Source organism: Streptomyces flavochromogenes (assembly GCF_000717595.1).
Taxonomy (GTDB): Bacteria; Actinomycetota; Actinomycetes; order Streptomycetales; family Streptomycetaceae; genus Streptomyces; species Streptomyces flavochromogenes.
Map to the genome: position 1 here is coordinate 19238 of NZ_JNZO01000046.1, position 23058 is coordinate 42295.

The 23058-nt window shown below is 71.4% G+C and carries 21 protein-coding genes and 1 pseudogene; 14 read left to right on the forward strand and 8 right to left on the reverse strand.

The window, feature by feature from the left end; genetic code table 11:
- The first annotated feature begins 65 nt into the window (after positions 1-65).
- The 5 genes from IF00_RS41930 to IF00_RS0137850 all read left to right on the forward strand — a co-directional run bounded on the left by IF00_RS41930 (position 66) and on the right by IF00_RS0137850 (position 2701).
- Positions 66-260: a hypothetical protein gene (locus tag IF00_RS41930; protein ID WP_037640097.1), complete on the forward strand. Its 195-nt coding sequence runs from the start codon at positions 66-68 to the stop codon at positions 258-260.
- A gap of 10 nt (positions 261-270) precedes the next feature.
- On the forward strand, positions 271-717 hold the full coding sequence (locus IF00_RS0137835) for a CBS domain-containing protein (RefSeq protein ID WP_030326208.1): 447 nt from the start codon (positions 271-273) through the stop codon (positions 715-717).
- 122 nt (positions 718-839) lie between these two features.
- The gene (locus IF00_RS0137840) at positions 840-1298 is read left to right on the forward strand and encodes a Crp/Fnr family transcriptional regulator (protein WP_030326209.1); all 459 of its coding nucleotides are present in this window, start codon (positions 840-842) and stop codon (positions 1296-1298) included.
- 27 nt (positions 1299-1325) lie between these two features.
- Positions 1326-1964: a CBS domain-containing protein gene (locus IF00_RS0137845; protein ID WP_030326210.1), complete on the forward strand. Its 639-nt coding sequence runs from the start codon at positions 1326-1328 to the stop codon at positions 1962-1964.
- A gap of 50 nt (positions 1965-2014) precedes the next feature.
- The gene (locus IF00_RS0137850; protein ID WP_030326211.1) at positions 2015-2701 is read left to right on the forward strand and encodes a response regulator; all 687 of its coding nucleotides are present in this window, start codon (positions 2015-2017) and stop codon (positions 2699-2701) included.
- Between the two features lie 6 nt (positions 2702-2707).
- On the opposite strand, the gene IF00_RS0137855 is transcribed toward IF00_RS0137850, so the two are convergent.
- From IF00_RS0137855 to IF00_RS0137870, 4 genes are read right to left on the reverse strand one after another with little or no spacing between them, the layout of a single operon-like run.
- Complete coding sequence (locus IF00_RS0137855) at positions 2708-4441, reverse strand: sensor histidine kinase (RefSeq protein WP_030326214.1); 1734 nt, start codon at positions 4439-4441, stop codon at positions 2708-2710.
- Between the two features lie 51 nt (positions 4442-4492).
- Complete coding sequence (locus IF00_RS0137860) at positions 4493-7117, reverse strand: cation-translocating P-type ATPase (RefSeq protein ID WP_051820833.1); 2625 nt, start codon at positions 7115-7117, stop codon at positions 4493-4495.
- A 7-nt stretch (positions 7118-7124) separates the two neighbouring features.
- Positions 7125-7985, reverse strand: a complete 861-nt coding sequence (locus tag IF00_RS0137865; RefSeq protein ID WP_030326218.1) for a universal stress protein — start codon at positions 7983-7985, stop codon at positions 7125-7127.
- The gene (locus IF00_RS0137870; protein WP_030326220.1) at positions 7982-8884 is read right to left on the reverse strand and encodes a universal stress protein; all 903 of its coding nucleotides are present in this window, start codon (positions 8882-8884) and stop codon (positions 7982-7984) included. The genes IF00_RS0137865 and IF00_RS0137870 overlap by 4 nt, the downstream gene beginning before the upstream one ends.
- Before the next feature lie 246 nt (positions 8885-9130).
- Here IF00_RS0137870 and IF00_RS0137875 point away from each other — a divergent pair, with 246 nt between their 5' ends.
- Both IF00_RS0137875 and IF00_RS0137880 read left to right on the forward strand, forming a co-directional pair.
- Positions 9131-9754, forward strand: coding sequence for a CBS domain-containing protein (locus IF00_RS0137875; protein WP_030326222.1), 624 nt, complete (start codon positions 9131-9133; stop codon positions 9752-9754).
- A 22-nt stretch (positions 9755-9776) separates the two neighbouring features.
- Positions 9777-10766, forward strand: coding sequence for an Acg family FMN-binding oxidoreductase (locus tag IF00_RS0137880; protein ID WP_030326225.1), 990 nt, complete (start codon positions 9777-9779; stop codon positions 10764-10766).
- An 8-nt stretch (positions 10767-10774) separates the two neighbouring features.
- On the opposite strand, the gene IF00_RS0137885 is transcribed toward IF00_RS0137880, so the two are convergent.
- From IF00_RS0137885 to IF00_RS0137895, 3 genes are read right to left on the reverse strand one after another with little or no spacing between them, the layout of a single operon-like run.
- Positions 10775-13165 (reverse strand): glycoside hydrolase family 65 protein, encoded by a 2391-nt coding sequence (locus IF00_RS0137885; RefSeq protein WP_030326227.1) that lies wholly within the window; start codon positions 13163-13165, stop codon positions 10775-10777.
- Positions 13162-13938 carry an HAD family hydrolase gene (locus IF00_RS0137890; protein ID WP_051820834.1) on the reverse strand — a complete coding sequence of 259 codons (777 nt, stop codon included), beginning with the start codon at positions 13936-13938 and terminating at the stop codon, positions 13162-13164. Before IF00_RS0137890 ends, IF00_RS0137885 begins: the two co-directional genes overlap by 4 nt.
- Positions 13938-15017 (reverse strand): zinc-dependent alcohol dehydrogenase family protein, encoded by a 1080-nt coding sequence (locus IF00_RS0137895; RefSeq protein ID WP_030326231.1) that lies wholly within the window; start codon positions 15015-15017, stop codon positions 13938-13940. The genes IF00_RS0137890 and IF00_RS0137895 overlap by 1 nt, the downstream gene beginning before the upstream one ends.
- A 176-nt stretch (positions 15018-15193) precedes the next feature.
- Here IF00_RS0137895 and IF00_RS47350 point away from each other — a divergent pair.
- The 7 genes and pseudogenes from IF00_RS47350 to IF00_RS0137925 all read left to right on the forward strand — a co-directional run.
- Positions 15194-15802, forward strand: a pseudogene (locus IF00_RS47350) (MBL fold metallo-hydrolase); the annotation flags it as partial.
- 265 nt (positions 15803-16067) lie between these two features.
- Complete coding sequence (locus IF00_RS47355) at positions 16068-16625, forward strand: MBL fold metallo-hydrolase RNA specificity domain-containing protein (RefSeq protein WP_245234740.1); 558 nt, start codon at positions 16068-16070, stop codon at positions 16623-16625.
- A gap of 73 nt (positions 16626-16698) precedes the next feature.
- Entirely contained in the window at positions 16699-17352 is a 654-nt protein-coding gene (locus tag IF00_RS0137905) for a CBS domain-containing protein (RefSeq protein ID WP_030326233.1), read from the forward strand.
- A 53-nt stretch (positions 17353-17405) separates the two neighbouring features.
- Positions 17406-18740: a nicotinate phosphoribosyltransferase gene (locus IF00_RS0137910; protein WP_030326236.1), complete on the forward strand. Its 1335-nt coding sequence runs from the start codon at positions 17406-17408 to the stop codon at positions 18738-18740.
- A gap of 113 nt (positions 18741-18853) precedes the next feature.
- Positions 18854-19765 (forward strand): potassium channel family protein, encoded by a 912-nt coding sequence (locus IF00_RS0137915; protein ID WP_030326237.1) that lies wholly within the window; start codon positions 18854-18856, stop codon positions 19763-19765.
- A 42-nt stretch (positions 19766-19807) separates the two neighbouring features.
- On the forward strand, positions 19808-20413 hold the full coding sequence (locus tag IF00_RS0137920) for a CBS domain-containing protein (protein ID WP_030326239.1): 606 nt from the start codon (positions 19808-19810) through the stop codon (positions 20411-20413).
- Between the two features lie 5 nt (positions 20414-20418).
- A complete protein-coding gene (locus tag IF00_RS0137925) occupies positions 20419-21078 on the forward strand; it encodes a DUF4389 domain-containing protein (protein ID WP_030326241.1) in 660 nt (219 codons plus the stop codon).
- On the opposite strand, the gene IF00_RS0137930 is transcribed toward IF00_RS0137925, so the two are convergent.
- Positions 21048-23058: cation-translocating P-type ATPase (locus IF00_RS0137930; protein WP_037640103.1), on the reverse strand; the 2011-nt coding region annotated here is incomplete at its 5' end. The genes IF00_RS0137925 and IF00_RS0137930 overlap by 31 nt on opposite strands.

The following is a 23058-nucleotide window of genomic DNA, read 5'->3' on the forward strand; positions in this document are numbered from 1 at the left end:
GCCACCACTCACCCCGTCGTCCTCCGCTCCTCTCATCCCCCACCCTCGTAGGGAGTCGAACCGTGATGACCGAGAACATCGTCCCGAACGATCACGAGAAGCTGCGCACCCTGGAGGCCCAGGTGCAGGTCCTGGCGCAGGCTGTCAGAGCTCTGGCCGAAGGGCTTGAGGACATCCCCTCCCAGGACTCCGACAGGGAGAAGCAGGCGGCTCGCGGAGCCCGGCTGGCGCACGAACTCCTGCTGTCCGAGGGATTGTAGGAGGCGGCCGATGACCGTGTCCGAGGCGATGAGCCATCCGGCGGTGTCCGTATCGACAGGAACACCGCTGCGCCAGGTCGCCCGTGAGATGGCCGAGTACGGAGTCGGCTCCGTACTGGTGACCGAGGGCGGGACGCTCCGCGGCATCGTCACCGACCGCGACCTCGCGCTCGGTGCCCTCGCCGGGGGCCTCGACGCGAACGACGCGGTGGATTCGGTGATGACCTCGCCCGTCGTCACCGTGAGCGTCACGGACGACATCCACACCGCCTACCGGACCTTCCGTGGATCCGGGTTCCGGCGCCTGCCCGTACTCGACGGTCACCGGGTCGTGGGCGTGCTGACCGTGGACGACATGCTCATCGACGTCTTCCAGCGGCTGGCCGATCTGTTGGGCCCGGTCGCCTGGAGCGTCCTTGAGGAATCCCCCGGACCACCCTCCGCGGAAACCCGTTGACGTGAACGGCCGGTCGATAGGGGGAGAGGCGACCGAGAGGTACGAAGAGGGGCCATCCGGCCCTCCCTCTCCCCGTGACGCGGAGCAGAGACTGGAGGCGGACACCGACGAGGAGGTCCCCGATGAGCTCTCTCTCTTCCCCTCGGCTCACGACAGCTCTGTCCGCCGACCAGCATGACCGGCTGATGGCGTGCGCCCGCCCGGTGGACCTCCCCGAAGGCACCCGGCTGTTCGAGGAGGGCGATCCCGCCCAGCGCTTCTGGATCCTCCGGACGGGCACGGTCACCTTGGACTTCGCCGTGCCCGGCGCACAGCCGGCAGTGATCGGCACCGTGAATGCGGGTGAGCTGCTCGGATGGTCTTGGCTGTTCGCTCCGTATCGCTGGCACCTCGGTGCGGAGGCCATGACGCGTGTGCGGGCATACGAGTTCGACGCACTGACCGTGCGCATGATGATGGACGCCGATCCTGCCCTCGGCTCCGCCCTCGGGCATTTCGTCGGCCAGACACTCGCTCGTCGCCTGGTCTCCGCCCGAGTACGACTGCTCGATCTGTACGCCCCGCACGGCAGCGGCCTGTAGACCCTCGTCCACCTCCCGGAGAACGTCATGCCTGCCTCGCACTACGTCGTCAGCGACGTCATGACCCACACCGCCATCGCTATCGGCCGTGACGCGCCCTACAAGGAGATCGTCGCCCTCATGGACCAGTGGAGAGTGAGCGCCGTCCCCGTCCTGGAGGGGGAGGGCCGTGTCGTCGGAGTCGTGTCGGAGGCGGATCTCCTGCCGAAGGAGGAGTTCCGGCTCGACGAGCCCCGTCCGGACGAGTTCGCCGAGGCGGCCAAGGCCGGAGCCCTGCGGGCCGGGGAACTCATGTCGAGTCCGGCCATCACCGTCCACCCGGACGCCACGCTCGCCGAGGCGGCACGCATCATGGCCACCCGGAAGGTGAAGCGGCTGCCGGTGGTGAACGGGATCGGGATGCTGGAGGGGGTCGTCAGCCGGAGCGACCTGCTCAAGGTGTTCCTCCGTACGGACGGCGAGATCGAGGCGGAGATCCGCCGCTCCGTCCTCGGCGAGTCGGTTGCCCCGGCAGGGCTTGAGGTGTCCGTAGTGGAGGGTGTGGCCACCCTGCACGGTGCGCTCGCCGAACGGTCGCTGGTTCCGCTGCTCGCCCGCGCTGTCCGGGCGGTGGAGGGCGTCGTCGACGTGCGGATGGATCTCGGTGCCCACGAAGACGCCGCATGACGGACAATCCTTGTGGGGGCGGAACGAACCCACCGACCGCAGGGGTCGCCATGTCAGATCTGCCGACAGCCGCCACACCCACGCGGGTGTTCCTCGTCGACGACCACGAGGTCGTCCGCCGGGGCCTTCGTGACCTGATCGACGACGAACCCGACATGGAAGTGGTCGGCGAGGCGGCGAGTGCGGAGCAGGCACTGACCAGGGGCCCCGCTCTACGCCCGGACGTGGCGGTCCTCGACGTGCGACTGCCCGACGGGGACGGCATCTCCGTGTGCCGGGAGCTGCGGTCCCGGATGCCTGACGTGGCGTGCCTGATGCTGACGTCGTTCGACGACGAGGACGCTCTCCTCGACGCGATCATGGCTGGGGCGGCCGGGTACGTCCTGAAGCAGATCAAGGGGTCGGATCTGGTGGCGGCGGTACGGACCGTGGCCACCGGGCAGTCGATGCTCGACCCGGCCACCACCGCCCGGCTGATGCACTCGCTGCGCGACCCCGAGGGGGCGAAGCCGCCGGAGGACGAGCGGCTCGCGGTGCTGTCCGACAGGGAGCGGTCGGTGCTCGAACTCATCGGCGAGGGTCTCACCAACCGGCAGATCGCCAAGCGGCTCTATCTGTCGGAGAAGACCGTCAAGAACCACATCTCCCGGCTGCTCGCCAAACTCGGCGTGGAACGCCGCGTACAAGCGGCCGTCATCGCCGCGCAGGTCCACGAGCACGACGCCGAGGGGACGTAGGAGCCCTCATTCCCGCTCGGTCGGGAGTGGGATCCTCCAGTCGAGGACCGTGCCGCTGCCCGGGGCCGCTCGCGCATGGACCGATAGCGTGCCGCCCAGCCGCTCGGCCCGCTCGGACAGGTTCCTCAGTCCGCTGCGGCTTCCGCCGTGCGGTATGCCGACGCCGTCGTCACTCACCGTCACCGCCAGCACGCCGTCGTCGACCACGACCGACACCTCCGCCTTTCGGGCCCGGGCGTGCCGTGCCACATTGGTGAAGGCCTCCCCTAGGACGGCGAGCACTTCCTCGGCCGCTTCCGTCGGTACGTCGGTGTCGATCAGGCCCTCCATACGCAGCGCCGGAGTGAATCCGAGCGTCGTCGCCGCCGAATCCACGGCCTTGACCAGGCGCTTTCGCAGTTTCGGGGCGGTTCCCGGGGTGTCGTGGTCCCGGAGGCCGAAGATGGTCGATCGGATGATCTTGATGGTGGCGTCGAGGTCGTCGATGGCCCGGGTCAATCGGTCCACGGCCTCCGGGTGCTCGACGAAGCGCCGGGCGCTCTGCAGCGTCATCCCCGTGGCGAACAAGCGCTGGATCGCCAGATCGTGGAGGTCTCGGGCGATCCGGTCGCGGTCCTCCAGAAGGCTCACCTGCTCGGCGTCACGACGGCGGTCGGCCAGTTCGAGGGCCAGTGCCGCCTGGCCCGCGAATCCGGGAAGCGCGGTGACCTCGGCCGTCGTGAAGGCCGGCCGCCCGTGACACCGCGCGAGGATCAGCACCCCTCTGAGTTGCTCCTTGGTGCCGACCGCGACGGCCACCGCCGGTCCGTACCCCTTCCACCGTTCGGTCTGCATCGCGATGGTCGGTTCGTTCTCGACATCGGCGACCGTGACCAGACCGTCCTGCGCGAGGGCGGCCTCGATCAGGGTCCCTTCGGTGTTCGGGAGGACGACGCCCCGGTGCGTTTCTGCGCCCTCGCCGCTGGCCAGCGAGCCCCGCAGCTCGCCGCCCGGTCCGACCAGGTAGAAGACCCCCATGTCGGCCCCTGCTATGTCCACCGCCTGCTCCAGCATCCCGCCGAGGACCTCGGTCTCCTCCGCACCGGACAGGAGGGCACTGGTGAAGTCGGAGCTGGCGGCCAGCCAACGCTGGCGCAGGCGGCCCTCCTCGTAGAGGCGGGCGTTCTCGATCGCGATGCCGGCCGCGATGGCCAGGGTCGTGACGACGGCCTCGTCCTCGGCGTCGAAGTCGGCTCCTCCGCGCTTCTCCGTGAGGTAGAGGTTGCCGAACACTTCGTCGCGGACCCGGATGGGGACGCCCAGGAACGTGTGCATCGGCGGATGATGGGCCGGGAAGCCGTATGAGGCCGGATGCTCGGACAGCTCGGCGAGGCGCAGCGCCTTCGGGTTGCGGATCAGCTCGCCGAGGATGCCGTGTCCGGACGGTAGCGCGCCGATCCGCTCACGGAGTTCGTCGTCGATGCCGATGGGGAGGAACGCGGAGAGCCTCCGGTCGTCACCGATGACGCCCAGGGCTCCGTACTCGGCGTCCACCAGAGTCACGGCGGACTCCACGATGCCGCGCAGCACCTGCGGCAGCTCCAGTTCACGGCCCACGGACATGACAGCCTCAAGGAGCCCGTTGAGCCGGTCCCTGGTGCCACGCACCTCGTCGATGCGCACCTGGACCTCGTCGAGCAGCTCGTCCAGTCGCAGCCGTGGCAGCCGTGTACCTGCGGGCTTGGTGTCCTCCCGGCCCATCGAGACCTCCGGCTGCGTCGAGCGCACGGGCGACACCCGAAGCGCGCACTCTCACCGTAGTCCGGAGGAGCCACCCGTTCCTGTCGGGCCCCCCGGGTGGAAGGCGGTCCGTACGACGCGGGCCGCGACGAATCCGGCGGGCGCGCACGCGAGAGCGATCCCGGCGCCCGCCCAGCCGAGTGGCTCGGTCTCCAGGATCGAGTTCAGGAAGGGCACGTACAGCGCCGCCGCCGCCAGAAGGGCGGAGGCGAGGACGGACAGAGGCAGGAACGGGTTCTCCTTGGTCAGAAGTCGGGTGCGCAGTCCCAGGGCGACGCCGAGCTGCGCGGCGAGCAGGGCGAGGAAGAGCACGCTCTGCCAGGCCAGGTCCAGTCCCTGGGCGGCGAGGCCTGCGCCGAGGGAGGCCGCCGTGACGACCGCCGCGAGAAGGAGCAGCCTCTGCCAGGCGCCACCGCCGAGAATGTGCTGGTCGGGTGGGCGCGGCGGGCGGTGCATCGCTCCCGGGGACGCGGGTTCGGCGCCCATGGCGACGCCCGTGAGGCCATGTGTGAGCAGGTTGATCCACAGGATCTGGCCGGCGCGAAGGGGCAGCGGCAGCCCGAGCAGCGGGCCGATGAGCATCACGAGGATCTCTGCCGCGCCGCCGGCCATCCCGTAGACGAGGAAACGGCGGATGTTGTCGTAAACACGCCTTCCCTCCTCGACGGCCGCCACGACCGTCGAGAGCTCGTCGTCGGTGAGGACGAGGTCGGCGGCCTGCCGGGCGACCTCCGTACCCCGTGCGCCCATGGCGACGCCGATGTCGGCGCGGTGCAGGGCGGGACCGTCGTTGACCCCGTCGCCGGTCATCGCTGTCACCGCTCCCCCGGCACGCCATGCCTCCACGATGTCGAGCTTCTGCTGGGGGTCCGTCCGGGCGAAGACCCGCACGGAAGTGAGGTCGGCGACTCGGCCTGCGGCCACCTCCGCCCCGGTGACGACGTGGCCTTCCGTCTCGACGCCGTCACCCAGGAGTGCGACGTGGGACGCCACCGCCCGGGCCGTCGCCGGATGGTCCCCGGTGATGAGGACGGGAGTGATGCCGGCCGCCCGACAGGAGGCGAGGGTCGCCGCGGCGTGCGGTTTGGGCGGGTCGCTGAGCGCGACGAGGCCGAGGAGCGCGAGCCCCGACTCCGCCTCGGTGAGCGGGCTCGGGAGGTCGTTCCGCACGCCCGAGGCCACCGCGAGCACGCGGTGTCCGCGGGCGGCCAGGCGTGCGGCCTCCTGGCGAGCCGCCGCGAGTGACTCCGGGGGATCGAGCAGGACGGCCGGATCGAGCACGGCCTCGGGTGCGCCCTTCATGCAGACGAGCACCTCGTCTCCGCCGGTCTCGTGGAGCGTTGTCATGCGTCTGCGGAGGCTGTCGAACGGCACTTCTCCGATCCGGGGGCGGGTCACCGACAGTTCCGCCGGCTCCGGGCAGCCCGTCTTGGCAGCGGCCGCCAGCAGGGCGGCCTCCATGGGGTCGCCCAAGGCCGTCCAGCGGCCGTCGGGCCTCCGGTCGTCCGCCGGGCGCAGCATGGCGTCATTGCACAGGGCGGACACGGTCAGGAGCTCCGTCAGCGGTTCGAGCTCGTCCGCTTCCGCCGGTCTCCCGGCGACGAGGACCTCACCCTCGGGTTCGTACCCCACGCCCGTGAGCTCGGCGCTCACCCGCGGTGACCAGACGTGCTGGACGACCATACGGCCCTCGGTCAGGGTGCCGGTCTTGTCGGTGGCGAGGACGGACACCGAGCCGAGCGTCTCCACCGCGGGCAGCCGCCGCACCAGAGCGTGCCGGGCGGCCATGCGCCGGGCTCCGAGCGCCAGGGCCAGGGTGACGACGGCGGGAAGGGATTCGGGGACCGCCGCCACGGCCAGGCTGATGGCGGTGACGGCCATCGTGCCCAGCGGGAGCCCCCGGACCAGGCCGAGGGCGAAGACCAGGACGCACAGGGCGAGCGTCACGGCCGCGAGGACGCGCCCGAGGGCGGCGAGTCGGCGCTGCAGCGGGGTCGGCTCGCGGCGTTCGTCGAGAAGAGCCGCGATGCGGCCGAGCGCGCTCGATGGCCCGGTCGCCTCGACCACGGCCACGCCCCGGCCGCGGACGACGACCGTGCCCGCGCTCAGGGCAGCACCGGGGTCCTTGTCCACGGACACGGACTCCCCCGTGAGCATGGACTCGTCCACCAGGACGGCGGAGGCCTCGGCGAGCTCGGCGTCGGCGGCGACGATGTCGCCCTCACCGACCAGGAGGACGTCGCCTGGGACGATCGCCGCCGCCGGAAGGTCGCGGACCACGCCGTCGCGCCGCACGCGCGCGTGCGGGGCGGTGAGGGCCGAGAGCGCGGCGACGGCGTTGTCCGCCCGGATCTCCTGCACCACACCGACGGTCGTGTTCACGAGGACGACCAGTCCGATGACGATCGCGTCGGGATGGTCACCGATCGCGAGGGTCAGTACGACGGCCCCGAGCAGCACCATGATCAGCGGGTCGGTCAGTTGGGCCAGGACCCTGCTGTGGAGCCGTACGGCGGGCCTTCTCGCGGTGACCTCGTTGGGGCCGGTGTCGGCCAGCCGACGGGCGGCCTCCTCCTCGGTGAGCCCCGTGGCGTCCCGAAGCGAGGCGAGTGCCCGGTCCGCTGCCGACGCGGTCATGGTCCGATCACCCCACGGGGATGGTGATCACCGGGCAGTGGGCGCGGTGGAGCAGCCCGTGGACGACGGAGCCGACGCGCATCCCGGAGTACCCGCCCCGGCCCCGGCGGCCGACGACGACGGCCAGGGCGTGTTCGGCGGCGTCCGCGAGCGTCTCGACGGGCGAACCGATGCGCACCTCGTGGGTGAGCCGGACGTCGGGGTACTTCTCCGTCCAGCCGGCGGTGGTCTCCGAGAGCAGGCGGCGTTCGGCGGAGAACAGCGTGTCACCTCTGTGCAGGGTGAAGACGGGGGGCTGCCAGACGGCGACGGCCCGCAGGGCGCAGCGCCGGAGGTCCGCCTCCTCGAAGGACCAGGCAAGGGCGGCCCGTGAGGACTCGCTGCCGTCGACGCCGACCACGAGGTAGCGCGTCTCCTGCGTGACGTGCTCCGCGTCGCCCACGACGACCACCGGGCAGTGCGCCTTCGCGGTGACCGGGACGACCAGGGAGCCGGCGCTCAGGAACTCCTCGGGGCGGCTGAGGTGCCGTGATCCGAGCACGATCAGGCCGGCCCGGTTCGACAGAGCGGCCAGGGATGCCGCCGGAAACCCGTCGAGAAGGGAGGAGGTGGTTCCGACGTCCGGCTGCCGGGCGTGCGCCCAGGCGAGTCCCGTACGCAGAGCCTCCTCGCCGGCCTGCCGCTGGGCCAGGTGACGAGGGGTGTCGTCGACGTGTTGGGTGTCGTGCTGCGGGGGCACCGCGACCACCAGGCGCAGTCCCGCGCCTCGCAGGTGAGCCTCGTCCGCGGCCCAGGCGAGGGCCATGTGCCAGTTCTTGACCGGGTCGATGCCGACGACGATGTCACGGCGATCCGTGGTGCTGGTCATGACGTGCTCCCGTGTCCGGGCCCTTGCCGGGGGATGAGCTCCACAGGGCAGTGGGCGTGCTGCAGCAGGCTGAGCGTGGTCCGGCCCAGGGTGGGTCCGAGGTATCCGGGCGAACGCCGGCCACCGACGACCAGAAGGTCTGCGTGGTGCGACGCGTCCACGAGGGCCCCGGGCACACTGCGGCCCTTCTGTCCGTCGGCGTGCACGGTGAGTCCCGGGAACTCCTCCCGAACCCGTTCCGAGAGCGAGGACAGTACGCGTACGTGATCGCGGGCGATCTCGTCGTCACCATGGGGCAGCGCGGCCCGTGAGCGGGCGGACAGCCCGGCACTCCGGATGTGCAGGAGTCGCAGGGGCACCTTGCGCAGCAGGGCTTCGCGTGCCCCCACGCGGGCACATCCCACGTCGGCCTCGTCCCGCACCGCCGCGACAACCACGCCGGCCTCGACGGGCTCCGCGGTACCGCGCACCACGACCACGGGCGTGGTGGCGCCGGCCGCGACCTGAAGGCCGACGGATCCGAGCAACAACGAGGGGAACCCGCCGAGGCCCCGGTGTCCGACGACGATCGTGCCGGTCAGGGCGGCGGCGCCGCGCAGCCCCTCGGCGGCCCCGCCGTCGGTGAGTTCCGTGACGACCGTCAGCTCGGGGTGGCGCGCCGTGATCGCCTCGGCGGTCCGGTCGAGCAGTTCCCTTCCCTCCTGTCGGCTCCTGACGACCTCCGCACGGGACAGGAACGGGGCCCGTGTGTCCGTGTCCGCTCCATGGACGAGGAAGAGAGTGCTGCCCCGCAGGGCCGCCTCCGCTGCCGCCCACATCACCGCCGTGCGTGCGGACGGAGATCCGTCGACGCCGACGACGACCCTGCTGGGGCCGGGACGGGCTGGGGTTCCGTCCATTGCTCCTCCTCACGCGGTCCGGGGGACTCCTTCCACCCTGACAGCCGGCCCCGAGCGGCCGCAGGGCCGCTGGGGCCAAGGACGGGACCAAAGGTCCTACAGGCCGGGGCATGGCGCGGGCCGGCGGTTACGAGCCCGTTCGGGCCTGAGGGTGGACCGTTCGGCCCTCGCCGCCCCCGGGCGTGCGATGGAGGGTGGTGTCACGGGACAGCACACCGGCCGAACCCTCGAACAGGAGGCGCGGTGATGAAGCACATGAAGGTCGGGGGTCTGATGACCGACGAGGTGGTCTCCGCCGTCCCTGCGGCGTCGTTCAGGGAGGTGGCGAAGATGCTCGCCGAGCACGACATCAGCGGGGTTCCCGTCGTGGACGAGGACGACCATGTCGTCGGAGTCGTCTCCGAGAGCGATCTCCTGGCCCGCCACGAACTGACCGCGCGGGAGCTCATGAACACCCCGGCCGTCACGATCCACGCCGAGGAGACGGTGGCGGACGCGGCCCGGCTGATGGTGCGCCGCGGAGTCGAGCGCCTGCCCGTGGTCGACGAAGAGGAACGGCTGGTCGGCATCGTGACCCGCCGCGATCTTCTCTGTGTCTACCTCCGCCCGGACGCGGAGATCCGGCGCCGCATCCGTGAGGACGTCCTCACGGATGCCATGGATCTTCCCGCGGACGCCGTGGATGTGCACGTCCTGGACGGCGTGGTGACGCTGGGAGGCGGCGTCCGGCGGCGGAGTCAGGCCCTGATGCTCGTCGGACTCGCCGAACGGGTCGACGGCGTCGTCGCCGTCGTGGACCGCCTGTCCTTCCATGAAGACGACACCCGCCTCGCGTCCTTGACCCGGACTCCGCACGACATCTCTTGGTGACTCACCGCAGACAGGAGGAACCGTGTCTACCACCGCTCTGACCCGATCACTCGTGACGTCGCTGATCGAAGACGCCGTCACGGCTCCCTCGATGCACAACGCACAGCCGTGGAAGTTCGTCTGCAAGACGGGTACCGGCGTCATCGAGCTGCACGGAGATCCGTTGCGCGGCATGCCGGTGGAGGACCCGGACCACCGTGCCCTCCACCTCGGCTGCGGCGCCGCCCTGTTCGGTCTGCGGGTCGCCGCCGCGTACAGAGGCCCTCATGCCGCGGTCCGGCTGCTGCCCCGCTCCGAGGACCGCTGGCACTTCGCCGACGTGGAACTCCATGGCGCGGACGACGTCGACCATGGTCTCGTCGCGCTCCACGCCGCCCTGTCGCGGCGCCACACCAGCCGCTTCCCCTTCACCGAGGAGCGAATCCCCTCCGAGGTGATCGACGGTCTGCGGGCCTCGGCCCTCCTGGAGGGCTGCCAGCTGGTCGTGCCGGGCGACTGGCACACCGACGCCGTCCTCGAGATCGTCCACGACTCCGAAAGGTTCGAGGCCGCGGACGCGGCGGTTCGCGCGGAGATCGCCGCATGGACGCGCACGGGTGCGTCCGGCGAGGGCTCCGAGACCGAAGGCATCCCTTCGTACGCCTTCGGCCCTCGGCAGTACGACGTCACCTCTCCGGTCCGGGACTTCGACTCACCCCGGCACGTCCCGGACCGCGCTTCGGCACGCTTCGAAAAGCGGCCGCAGATAGCCCTCCTCGGCACGGTCGAGGACAGTCCGCGGCAGTGGCTGATGGCAGGCCAGGCGCTGCACCGGGTCCTGCTCCGCGCCACCCTTGACGGTCTGTCCACCTCCCTCATGTCGCAACCCCTCGAGTGGTCCGAACTCCGCTCCGTCATACGCGATCCGGCTTCGACAACGGCCTTCGTCCACATGGTGCTCCGCCTGGGCTACGGCCCCCAGGGGCGGGCCACGCCGCGTCGGCCCGTCGCCGAGGTGCTCACCTTCGACTGAGCCGCCCCTCACAGACGGAACCAGCACTCCTGCCCGGGTGTCACGGTCACCCGCCGTCCGCCGGGGAGCGCGACGGCGAGCGGGCCCTCGGGCGAGGCGGGAACACGGATGGCCAACCGTCCGGGGAGGATCCGCAGGCGCACCCCTCGATGGCGGCCGCAGCACAGAGTGAAGGTGAACCGGGGGATCTCCGCGAGCGTCACCGGAGCCACTCGAAGTCCTTCCGGTCCCGTTTCCAGGCCGGTGATCCCCCGTTCGACGAGGTCGATCGTGCCGGCCATCGCGCCGAGATGAATACCCTCGCCGGTCGTTCCGCCCTGGACGTCGGCCACATCGGCGAGCAGGGCCTCCTCGCAGTACCGCCACGCGTCGGCGCCCTTCTGCCGGGTCAGCACCCACCCATGGACGAGACTGCTCAGCGTCGAGCCGTGGCTGGTGCGCCGCAGGTGGTACGCGACGGTCGCACGCCACATCTCGTCGTCCAGCGCGTAGCCGAGCCGGCCGAACAGGCCGTACAGCTCCTCGGGCCGGAAGAGGTAGCCGAGCATGAGGGTGTCGGCCTGCTTCGACGCCTGGTAGCGGTTGACCGTGTCGCCCTCGGCCTCCAGGATCCGGTCGAGCCTGCGGATGTCGCCGTAACGGGCCCGGTACGCCTGCCAGTCGAGTTCCGCCAGGTCTCCGTACCCCTCGAACTGGCTGACCACGCCCTGATGGAAGGGCACGTACAGACGGCGGGAGACGTCCTCCCAGCGGGCGAGTTCATCGTCGTCCAGCGACAGTTGCTCCGAGAGTTCCGCGCCTCGGGCCTCGGGCAGTTCGCCGAGCAGGTCGAGGCCGCGGGCGAGCACCCAGGCGGCGGTTGCGTTGGTGTAGGCGTTGTCGTCGATCCCCGGCGCCGCGGCATCGGGATAGGCGTCGTGGTACTCGTCCGGTCCCACGACCCCACGGATGCGGTAGCGGCCGAGCGCCGGGTCGAACGTGGCGGCCCCGGCCCAGAAGCGGGCCACCTCGAGGAGGATCTCCGCGCCGGCGGAATGGAGGAATCCTCGGTCGCCGGTGGCCTGCGCGTACTTCCAGACGTTGAAGGCGACAGCGGAGCCCACGTGGCGCTGAAGCCGGGAACGATCCTCCAGCCATCGTCCTGAGCGCGGGTTGAGGTGCAGGACCTGGGTCTCCTCGCGGCCCGAACTCGCGCTCTGCCAGGGAAACATGGCCCCTCGTTGACCGACGAGACGTGCGGCCTCACGGGCGGCCGGCAGCCGCCTGTGCCGGTACATGAGCAGGGCACGGGCCACCTCGGGGAAGTGAAGGTCGAGATAGGGCAGGACGAAGAGCTCGTCCCAGAAGACGTGTCCTCGATAGGCCTCACCGTGCAGTCCGCGCGCGGGCACGCCCACGTCGAGTTCCGCCGTGTGCGGGGACAGTGTCTGCAGCAGGTGGAACACGTGCAGCCGCAGGATGCGGCCGGCCTCACCGGGCACATGCAGCTCCCCCGCCTCCCAGACTCGCTGCCAGGCCGCCCTGTGGGCGGAGAGCAGCCGGGGGAAGGACGGAGTGCGAGCGATCACGTCAGTGGCTGCCGTGAGCGGGTCGGCAGCGGGCCCGTCCATCGACGTGTGCAGCGCCAGGGTCTTCACGACCATCGCCGAGCGGCGGGGAACGACCGGCAGGCGGTATGTCTGTTCGGTGCCGGTCGAGCCGGCGACCTCCCGCGCTGACAGCGCGGGGTGGGTGACCGTGCGCACGGCCATGGCGATCCGGATGCCCGGGGCGAACGTACGGCAAGAGATCCAGGCGACGCCGTCGTCCTCGAATCCGGTCCGGTGTTCGGTGAGATGGCGCCCGTCGAGATGCCGGTAGCGCTCGACTCCGGCGTTGGTGACGGCGCCGTCGAGCAGGGACCGCACCTCGACGGCGCCGCTCCAGCCGTAGGCACGGAAGAGGGTGCACTGGGCCGCCAGTCCGGGTTCTCCCATGTGAACGAGGCGGATGTGGCTGACGCGCAGGCCCCGCCCGTGAGAGTCCTCGAAGAACAGACGTCGCGTGAGAACCCCCGCACGCAGGTCGAGGTGCACGTCGTAGTGGCGCAGTTCGCCGGCGTCGGGGGTGAGCCACACGCCCGGCGGACCGTCGTCCGGGAGACAGCGGTAGCGCAGCAGCGTCCAGTTCGGAAGGTTGACGAGGTCCTCGTTCTCGACCTGCTGCCCTGCGACCGTCGAGGTGAGCCGGTCGTAGCCGCCGGCCAGATACGTGCCCGGATAGTGCGCGCCCCCAGCGGTGCACTCGGGAGCGCAGCCGCGGGTGGCGAACCGGCCGTTGCCCAGGGTGCAGAGCGCCTCGACCAGCGGCTCGCGTCCCGGGTCGTAACGGTCGTACTTCCACGTCCAGGCCGTGGTCATCCGCGCTCACCCCACACGCTCCGGACCAGCGCGGCCAGATCGGGAACGACCAGGTCGGCGCCCTGCTCCCGCAGGAGGGCAGTGGTGCTCCGCAGCGGCGTGCGGTCGACTCCGACGACGAGACCGAAGCCGCCGCGACGCGCCGCCTCGACCCCGGCGAGTGCGTCCTCGGCGACTGCGCTCTCCTGGGCGCGACTGCCCAGGAGAGCGGCCGCCCGCAGGAACAGTGCGGGATCCGGCTTGCCGGCGAGGCCGAGCCCGGCGGCGTCCTCGCCGTCCACGATCACCGTGAGGAGACCGGCGAGCCCGGCGGCACGGATCAGTGTCCGGGCGTGCCGGGAGGCGGAGACGGCTGCGCAGGGCACGCCCGCCGTGCGCAGAGCCATGAGGGCGGGCCCTGCGTCGGCGAAGGCCGTGACGCCTTTCGTACGAAGCAGATCGACGAACGCCCGTTCCTTGTGTGCCGCGACGGCCCAGACCGTGCCGAGGCCGGGGGCGTCGTGGGGATCTCCCGGTGGGAGGCGAAGGCCGCGGGCGGTGAGGAAGGCCACGGCGCCGTCGTACCGGGACCTTCCGTCGACGAGTCGGCGGTACTCGACGTCCGCGTCGAAGGGTGGCTGCGTCCCGATGTCGGGCGCGAGTCGGTCGAGGCAGGCGTCGAAGGCGATCTTCCACGCCGCCGCGTGCACGACGGCGGAGTCGAGCAGTACACCGTCGGTGTCGAGGACGATGCTCTCCGGAGGCCGAGAGTCCAGGCCGCCTCGGCCGGTCATCAGGCCGCCGACGTGTCGGGGAGGCTCACGGCCGTGTGCCGCGGGCCGCCCAGCGCGACTTTGATGGCGCCGGTCTGGGCCGCGCGGCCGAAGACGTCGTACGCCTCCTCCATCTCCCTCAGTTCGAAGCGGTGGGTGAGCAGTGCCGCCGACGGCAGCCGCCCCGCGGCCATCATGCGCAGCAGCATGGGTGTGGAGGAGGTGTCCACCAGCCCGGTGGTGATCGTGACGTCCTTGATCCACAGGTCTTCTAGGTGAAGGGTCGCGGGCTTGCCGTGGACTCCGATGTTGGCCACCCTGCCGCCTGGTCGGACCATGCGCGTGCACATCTCGAACGCCTCAGGGACACCGACGGCCTCCATGACGACGTCGGCGCCGAGGCCGTCGGTCAGATCCGCGACGAGCTGCTCGGGGCCTTCCCCGGCGTTCACGGTGGCGTTCGCGCCGAGGGCGCGGGCGGCGCTCAGCCGGGACTCGGCGAGGTCGACGACGACGATACGGCCGGGACTGTAGAGGCCCGCCGTGATGACGGCGGCGAGGCCGATGGGGCCCGCGCCGACCACGACCACCGTGTCGGAGGGGTGCACCGCGCCGTTCAGGACCCCTACCTCGTAGGCGGTGGGGAAGATGTCGGCAAGCAGGACGGCGTCGAAGTCGTCGATCGCCTCCGGTAGCGGGTGGACCGACAGGTCGGCGAAGGGCACCCGGACGTACTCGGCCTGGGTGCCGTCGACGGTGTGGCCGAGGATCCAGCCGCCTCCGCCCCGGCACTGTCCGTAACTGCTCTCACGGCAGAAGCGGCACCTTCCGCAGGCCGTGATGCAGGAGACCAGGACGCGGTCGCCGGGTCGTACCGTGCGGACGTCGCCCCCGGTCTCCACCACCGTGCCGACCGCTTCGTGTCCGAGGACCCGGCCGGGCGTCACCTCCGGGACGTCTCCCTTCAGGATGTGCAGGTCCGTGCCGCAGATGGTGACGGCGTCGACCCGGACGATCGCGTCGGCGGGATCCTCGACGACCGGGTCGGGCATGTCCTGCCAGGCGATACGCCCCGGCTCATGGAAGACGAGTGCCTTCATGGCGCCCACCCACTTCCTGTCGCACGTCGCTGCGGTCCTCGTCCACCAGGCTGCGTCCGGTACCCGGGCGACGCATGGGCCGGTCGGCCCCCCGATGTGCCCGTCCGGACTCTCGGGGCGTGCCGGGTCAGGATGCGAGGGTGGAGACCGGTACACGTTCCGAAGGAGGGACGGCCATGTCCGAGGCAGCCCCGAATCCCGCTCCCACGCCCCCGCGGCCGGCCCTGCCGAGTTTCCCGGGTGGCGTGGGGACGGTCACCGGCAGCAGGTTCCTGGTCGAGAGCGACCATGCGCGGATCCTCCTCGACTGCGGTCTCTTCCAGGGTTTCGCGAAGCTGCGGCACCGCAACCGGGAGCGGTTCGCCCGCGACGCCGCGGACGTGGACGCCGTGGTCGTCACCCATGCCCACCTGGACCACTGCGGCTATCTGCCCCGCCTGGTGCGGCAGGGATTCCGGGGACCGGTCCTGACCAGCGCCCACACCGCCCGGCTCGCCGGGGTCGTGCTGCGCGACAGCGCGCGGCTCCAGATGGAGGCCGCCCGGCACGCCGACGCACACGGCTGGTCCAAGCACCGCCCGGCCAAACCGCTCTACGACGACTCGGACGTCGAGAAGACCCTGGCGTTCTTCGACCCCGTGGCCGGCGAGGACGTGGAGATCATGGCCGGCACCCGGCTCACGCTCCACCACGGCGGACACATCCTCGGCTCGGCATGGGCCGGGGCCCACCTGACGCTGGAGGACGGCCCCACCCTGGCCACCTCCGGTGACCTGGGCCGCCCGGGGCACCCGCTGCTGCTGCCGCCGGAGCCGTTCACGGGTGCCGACGTGCTCCTCATGGAGTCCGCCTACGGCGACCGGCACCACAACCAGGAGTCCGCCCGGTCGGAGTTCGCCTCCATCGTCACCCTCACCCTCGCGCGGAACGGCACCGTCGTCATCCCGGCCTTCGCGATCGACCGGACCGAGGTCGTCCTGCACGAACTGGGCCGCCTGCGCGACACGGGCGTCCTGCCCAGCTCGGCCCCCGTGTACGTGGACAGCCCCCATGGCCCTCGCCGCGCTGGACGTCTACCGGGACGCCGTACGCGAGCACTCCGTCGAGCTGCGGCCCGAGATCCTCGCACGGGGCGAGGGCGCGCTGAGCCCGGAACCGTTCCTCGCGGCGCGCACCGTGCAGGAGTCCATCGACATCAGCAGCACGCACGGGCCGGCCGTGATCGTCTCCTCGGCCGGCATGGCCACCGGCGGCCGGGTCCTGCACCACCTCCACCGCCTTCTCCCCGATCCGCGCAACGCCGTGGTCGTGGTCGGCTTCGCCGCTGCAGGCACCCGGGCACGGGACCTGGTGGACGGAGCCCGGACGCTCAAGATGTTCGGCGAGTACGTGCCCGTACGGGCCGAGATCGCCGACGTACCCCACTTCTCGGCCCATGCCGACGCCGGACAGATCATCGACTGGCTCCGCGGCGCTCCTCCCCCGCACACCACCTACCTCGTCCACGGCGAACCGGCCGCGTCCGAGGCGCTGCGCGATCGCATCGACCGCGAACTGGGCTGGACGGCCGTCGTACCCCGCTCCGGGGAGGCCGTCCTGGTCCGCTGACCCGGTCCCACGGGTCCCCGGCTGTGCCCTGCGGCAGCACTGGTGCGCCGATCCCTCAGGTAAGGAAAGAGCGATGACACCTCAGCCGTTCACCGTCGCCGATGTGATGACCAAGAAGGTCGTCGCCGTCCAGCCCGGCGCGGAGTTCAAGGAGATCGCCGCCGCCATGGAGCGGTGGAAGGTGACGGCCGTACCGGTCGTCGAGGGCGAGGGCCGCGTCGTCGGGGTGGTCTCCGAGGCCGATCTGCTCCTCAAGGAGGAGTTCCACGACCACCGACTCGGTCTCGTCGAACAGATGCGACGACTGGACGCCACGGCCAAGGCCGGTTCTCGCCGGGCCGAGGACCTGATGACCTCGCCCGCCGTCAGCGTCGCTCCCGAGGCGTCCCTGCCCCAGGCCGCCCGCCTCATGGCCTCCCACCACGTCAAACGGCTCCCGGTCGTCGGCACGAACGGAACGATCCAGGGAATCGTGAGCCGGTCCGACCTCCTCAAGGTCTTCCTCCGCCCGGACGGGGATCTCGCCGCCGAAGTGCGCCGCGACGTGGTCGAGCACCTTTTCCCGCTCTCTCAGGGCCGGGTCGACGTGCGTGTCGACGCCGGCGTGGTGACGCTGTCGGGCGAGGTCCGCGACAGCGCGCTCATCCCGCTCGCGGCTCGCCTGACCCGCACTGTCGAAGGCGTGGTGGACGTACAGTGCGAGCTCACCGCCCAGGGTCGGACGTAACCATGTGCGGCCGTTCCGGTGCGGGTCACGAGGCCACCCGACATGCTCGAAGCATGTCCCAGGTGACCAGCACCGACCTGTACGAGGTCACGATGGTGCTCTCGTACCTGCGGGAGGACATGCGGGCCCCTGCCACCTTCAGCCTCTTCGTCCGTGGTCTCCCCCCGGGCCGCGGATTCCTCGTCGCGGCGGGACTTGAGCCGGCCCTCGACTACCTTTCCCGGTTCCGGGTGGGCCGCTCCGACGTCCTGGAGTTCGCCGAGGCGCTGCGCCGGCCGGCCGAGGACCTGGAACCGCTGCACGGCCTGTCGTTCGACGGCCAGGTTCGCGCCGTGCCCGAAGGGCGGCTCGTCCTCGCAGGTGAGCCGCTCCTGGAAGTCACCGCGCCCTTGCCACAGGCCCAGCTCGTGGAGACCTACCTGCTGTCCCTCGTCTGCCACCAGACGGCGGTCGCCTCCAAGGCGGCGCGGTGTGTGCTCGCCGCCGCCGGGCGGCCCCTGGTGGACTTCTCCCTGCGCCGGAACCACGGACCCGAGGCCGGCATGCAGGCGGCGCGACTCTGCGCCCTGGTCGGGTTCGCGGGCACCAGCAACGTCGCCGCGGCGACCAGGTACGGCATTCCCGCCTCCGGCACCATGGCCCACTCCTACATCGAGGCCTTCGCCTCGGAGGAGGACGCCTTCCGCGCCTTCGCCCGCACCCATCCGGGTCCCGTGACCTTCCTGGTCGACACGTTTGACACCGATCGCGGGGTCGCGACGGCCGCGCGCGTCCTCGGCGACCTGGGGCTCGGCCCGGGGTGCGGGATCCGCCTCGACAGCGGCGACCTCGGCACGCTCGCCCGACGTGCCCGTTCCGCACTCGACGCGGCGGGGCTGAGAGACGTGCAGATCATCGCGAGCGGCGGCCTCGACGAGTACGCCGTCGCCACGCTCGTACGGGACGGGGCACCCATCGACGTCTTCGCCGTGGGGACGAAGGTCGGCACGGCCGCCGACGCACCGTATCTGGATGCTGCGTACAAGCTGGTCGAGTACGACGGCCGCCCCGTCATGAAGCTGTCGTCGGCGAAGGCGACGGCTCCGGCCCCGAAGCAGGTGTTCCGCGGCCCCGGCCTCCGCGACGTCATCGGCCTGGCGAACGAGGAGCCGCCCGAGGGCACGGAGCCACTGCTGCGAACCGTGATGCGCGGTGGGCTCCGCACGCAACCGCCCGACACCCTGGCCGCCGCCCGCGCCCGGTTCGATTCGGACCTCGCCGCACTGCCGGAGGCCGCGCGCCGCATCGAGGACCCTGTGCCACCGGTACCGGTCGTGTCGACCCGGCTGTCGGCTCTGACGACCGTCGTACGGCACCGGATCGAGGAGCGGACGCGAGCCGGACGGTAGCACCGGGGCACGCAGCGGAGGCTGCACCCGAAGGGGCGAGCGGGCGCCGCCAGGGGACTGAGATCGACGCCGGAGGGCGGGACGCCGTCACTGCTCGTGGGAAAGCTGCCGGGATGACCTGGCTTGCGACGCCCGCGGGCGCTGTCCTGGTGCTGTTCATCCTCCGGGACGTGTTCCACACCCTGTGGCACCCGACCCGCCACGGAGGTCTGAGCCGGCTCGTGATGGTGTCGCTGTGGTGGCTGTCCCCGCGCCTCGGCAAACGCCGGAGGCCCGCCGGTCTCGCGGGCCCGCTCGGCATGGTGACGGTCGTCGCCGCGTGGGCGCTGACCGTGGCCGTGGGCTGGGGTCTCATCTACTGGCCCCACATGCCGGAGGACTTCTCGTACGCGGCGGGACTCGTCCCGTCCGAACACGCGGGCCCGCTCGACGCCCTCTACGTCTCACTGGTCACCCTGGCCACACTCGGCCTCGGCGACATCGCGCCGGCCTCCGGATGGCTGCGCGTACTCGCCCCGATGGAGGCCCTCGTGGGCTTCGTCCTGCTGTCGGCGACCGTCGCGTGGATCCTCGGCATCTACCCCGCGCTGGCCCGGCGCCGAGCGCTGGCCCTGCGGCTGTCGCACGTGCGCCGCAGCCGGGCCACCGCCCAGGCCTTCGACTCCGACGGCGGCGCCGCCCTCCTGGACGGACTCGCCTCGGCCCTCTCCACGATCACGGTCGACTTCCTCCAGTACGCCGAGTCGTACTACTTCCACGACGGGGACGAGAACACGTCCCTGCCCGGGCAGCTCCGCTACTCCCTCGGCGTCACGGACCAGGCCGAGCGGGCGCACCACCCGGACGTCAGGCTCTCCGCGTCGGTACTGCGCAGGGCACTGGAGGACCTGGCCGTCGTGCTCGACGAGCGCTTCCTGCGCACGGGCGAGGGGCCCGAGGGGGTCTTCGCGGCCTACGCCGACGACCACGGGCAACCCCAGGGGCCGGACGGCCCTCCCCAAGACGGCGGCGGGGGGCGATCCTGAACGTGGGGGCCGCCGGTCGAACGCACGAGAAGGTGACGAGCGATGAGGCACCGCAGCGTCGCGGATCTGATGACACCCACGGCGGTCAGCGTCGCTCCGGGCACGACGTTCAAGGAGATCGCACGGCTCCTGGACGAGTTCGACATCACTGCGGTGTGCGTGGTGGACGAGTCGAACCGCCCGCTGGGCGTGGTCTCGGAGGCGGACCTGGTACGTCGCCGTTCCGCCAGGGCCGTACTCGACAGCGCGGGTGCACTCATGTCGAGCCCCGCCGTCGTCGCCCGACCCGAGTGGAGCGTGGTGCGGGCCGCCCGTGTGATGGACCGGGCCGGGGTCAAGCGTCTGCCCGTGGTCGACGACGGCGGGCGCCTCGTGGGTGTGCTCAGCCGCAGCGACCTCGTTCAGCTCTTCCTGCGCCGGGACCGGGCGATCCAGGAGGAGATCGTCGAGGACGTCGTCACCCACACCCTGGGGCTGAGCCCGTCGGCCCTCTCGGTCGAGGTCGAGGACGGCCTGGTCACCCTCAGTGGCACGGTACGCCGTCGCAGCCTCGTGCCGGTGCTCCTCAGGCTCTGCAACAGCGTCGACGGTGTCGTGGGGGTCGTCGACCGGCTCAGGTACGAAGACGACGACCTGTCGAGGAAGTGACGATCATGGACATCCCTGGCGTCCCGTACGGTCCCGTGGCGGTATCCGCCGAACTCGACAGCCGGCTGTCCCGCTGGCTGTGGCTGGTCAAGTGGATCCTGGTGATCCCGCACTGGATCGTGCTGTTCTTCCTCTGGATCGCCTTCTTCGTGGTGACGGTGATCGCGTTCTTCGCCATCCTCTTCACCGAGCGCTTCCCCAAGGGCCTGTTCGACTTCAACCTCGGCGTGCTCCGCTGGTCCTGGCGCGTCTCGTACTACTCGTACGGGGCTCTCGGCACCGACCGCTACCCGCCCTTCAGCCTGGGCCCCGAGCCGGACTATCCGGCCCGGCTGGACATCGCCTACCCGGAGCGGCTCTCGCGCTCGATGGTCCTGGTCAAGTGGTGGCTGCTCGCCATCCCCCAATACCTCGTGATCGCCTTCTTCACCAGTGGCGTGCACGCGGGATGGTGGAGCAGCGGCCTCATCACCCTGCTGTCGCTCATCGCGGGCTTCGCCGTGGCCTTCACCGACCGGTATCCGCGTGACCTGTTCGCCCTGATCGTCGGCCTGAACCGCTGGGTCCTGCGGGTCGCCGCCTACGCGAGCCTCATGACGGACGCCTACCCGCCCTTCCGTCTCGACCAGGGCGGTCACGAACCGGGGACGGCCGACGTCCGCTGACGGCGCCGCCGGCCGCGCCGCAGCTCGTCCGTGCCCCACACCAGCACCGGGAACGTCGCGACGAGCAGGACGACGTCCAGAGGAAGGGCGGCCGTGCCGAAGAGATGCTGGAGCGGGGGCGCGTAGACGAGAGCGGCCGTGAACACGAGCTCGAAGGCGATACCGGCGAGCAGCAGCCGATTCGAGAACACCCCGATGTCGCGCAGCGCCGCGTGGTCGGTGCGGGCCGCGAACGCCGTGCCGACCTGGCAGGTGACGATGCCGGCGAACGTGGCCGTGGTGGCCGTCACGTAGGCGTGGTGCAACGGGCTGCCGGGCCCCGTGGGGTCGCCCGGCTGCCAGCCCGCGCGCCACAGCACGTAGAAGTAGCCCGCCATGACGAGGACCGCCGACGTGAGGCCCAGGTATCCCCAGCTCCGTATGAGCATGTCGCGGGAGATCACGCCCTGGTGCCGCGGCCGCGGAGGCCGCTGCATGATGCCGGGCTCGGAGCGTTCCCGGCCGAGGGCGAGGGCGGGCAGGGTCTCGGTGCCGAGGTCGATGGCGAGGATCTGCAGCACGGTCAGGGGGAGCGGTATCGCGCCGGCGGAGAGCGCGAAGACGAGGAAGGGCACGATCTCCGGGGTCGCGTGAGCGAAGATGTAGACGATGAACTTGCGGACGTTGTCGTAGACGCGGCGCCCGGCTTCGACCGCGGTCACGATGGTGGCGAAGTCGTCGTCGGTGAGCACCATGGTGGCGGCCTCGCGTGCCACGTCGGTGCCCGAGCGCCCCATGGCCACCCCGATGTGCGCGCGGTGCAGAGCAGGGGCGTCGTTGACACCGTCGCCGGTCATGGCGACGATCCGGCCGTGCTCCCGCAGGGTGTCGGCCACCTTGAGCTTCGTCTCGGGCGAGGAGCGGGCGAAGACGATCTCGTCGTCGCCTTCCACGAGGAGCCGGTCCAGCTCGTCGTCGCCCAGCGACTCCGAAGCCGCGACCACGTGCAGACGGGGAACTCCGATGCCGACCTCCCGGGCGACGGCCGCGGCGGTGGCGCCGTTGTCGCCCGTGACGACGTGCACCCGGATCCCGGCCTCGTGGCAGCGGCGTACGGCCTCCGCCACCTCGAGGCGCGGCGGGTCGTACAGCCCGACGAGTCCGAGCAGGGTCAACCCCGACTCCGCGTCCTGACGGCGTGACGGCAGCTCCGCGCCACTCGGCACGTCGCGTACGGCGACGGCCAGGACCCGCATGCCGTCCCGGGCCAGTTCCTCGGCCGCGGCGCGGGCCGAGTCCGCCGCGGTTCCGGGCAGGAGGCGGTCCAGCACCGCCTCGGGGGCACCCTTGACCAAGACCCGCATGGGGCCCCGCATCTTCCCGCCCCGCGCCTCCCTGCCCTGCGTCTCACCGCCCCGCGTCTCCCCGCCCCGCGCCTGACCGCCCTGCGTCTCGCCTCCCTGCACGACCGACATCAGGCGCAGCCGCGGATCGAAGCGGAACAGCGCCCGCCGTCCCGCGTCGCGCCGACCGAGGTCCAGCGGAGCCCCGTGGGCGGCGGCCCCGGCGACGAGGGCGGCCTCGGTGGGGTCGCCGTGCAGTTCGCCGTCGGCTTCTCGCGTGACCGTGGTGCACAGGGCTCCTGCCCTCGCCAGATCGTCCGCCCAGGGGCCCGGCTCCGACCCGTGGTCGACCGTCCACAGCGCCCTGAGACGCATCCTGTTGCGGGTGAGTGTGCCGGTCTTGTCCGTGCAGATGACACTCGTGGAACCGAGGGTCTCCACGGCGCTGAGCCGTTTGACCAGGGCACCCCGGCGGGCGAGGGCTCGGACGCCGACGGCCAGGGCCAGCGTGATCGTCGGGAGGAGCCCCTCCGGGACGTTGGCGACGAGCAGCCCGATGGCGAACGTCAGGGAGTCGGTGACCGGAAGCCCGACCGCCACCCCGAGGACGAGAAACACGACGCCCATGCCGGTCGCGACGCCGGCGATGAGCCACGCG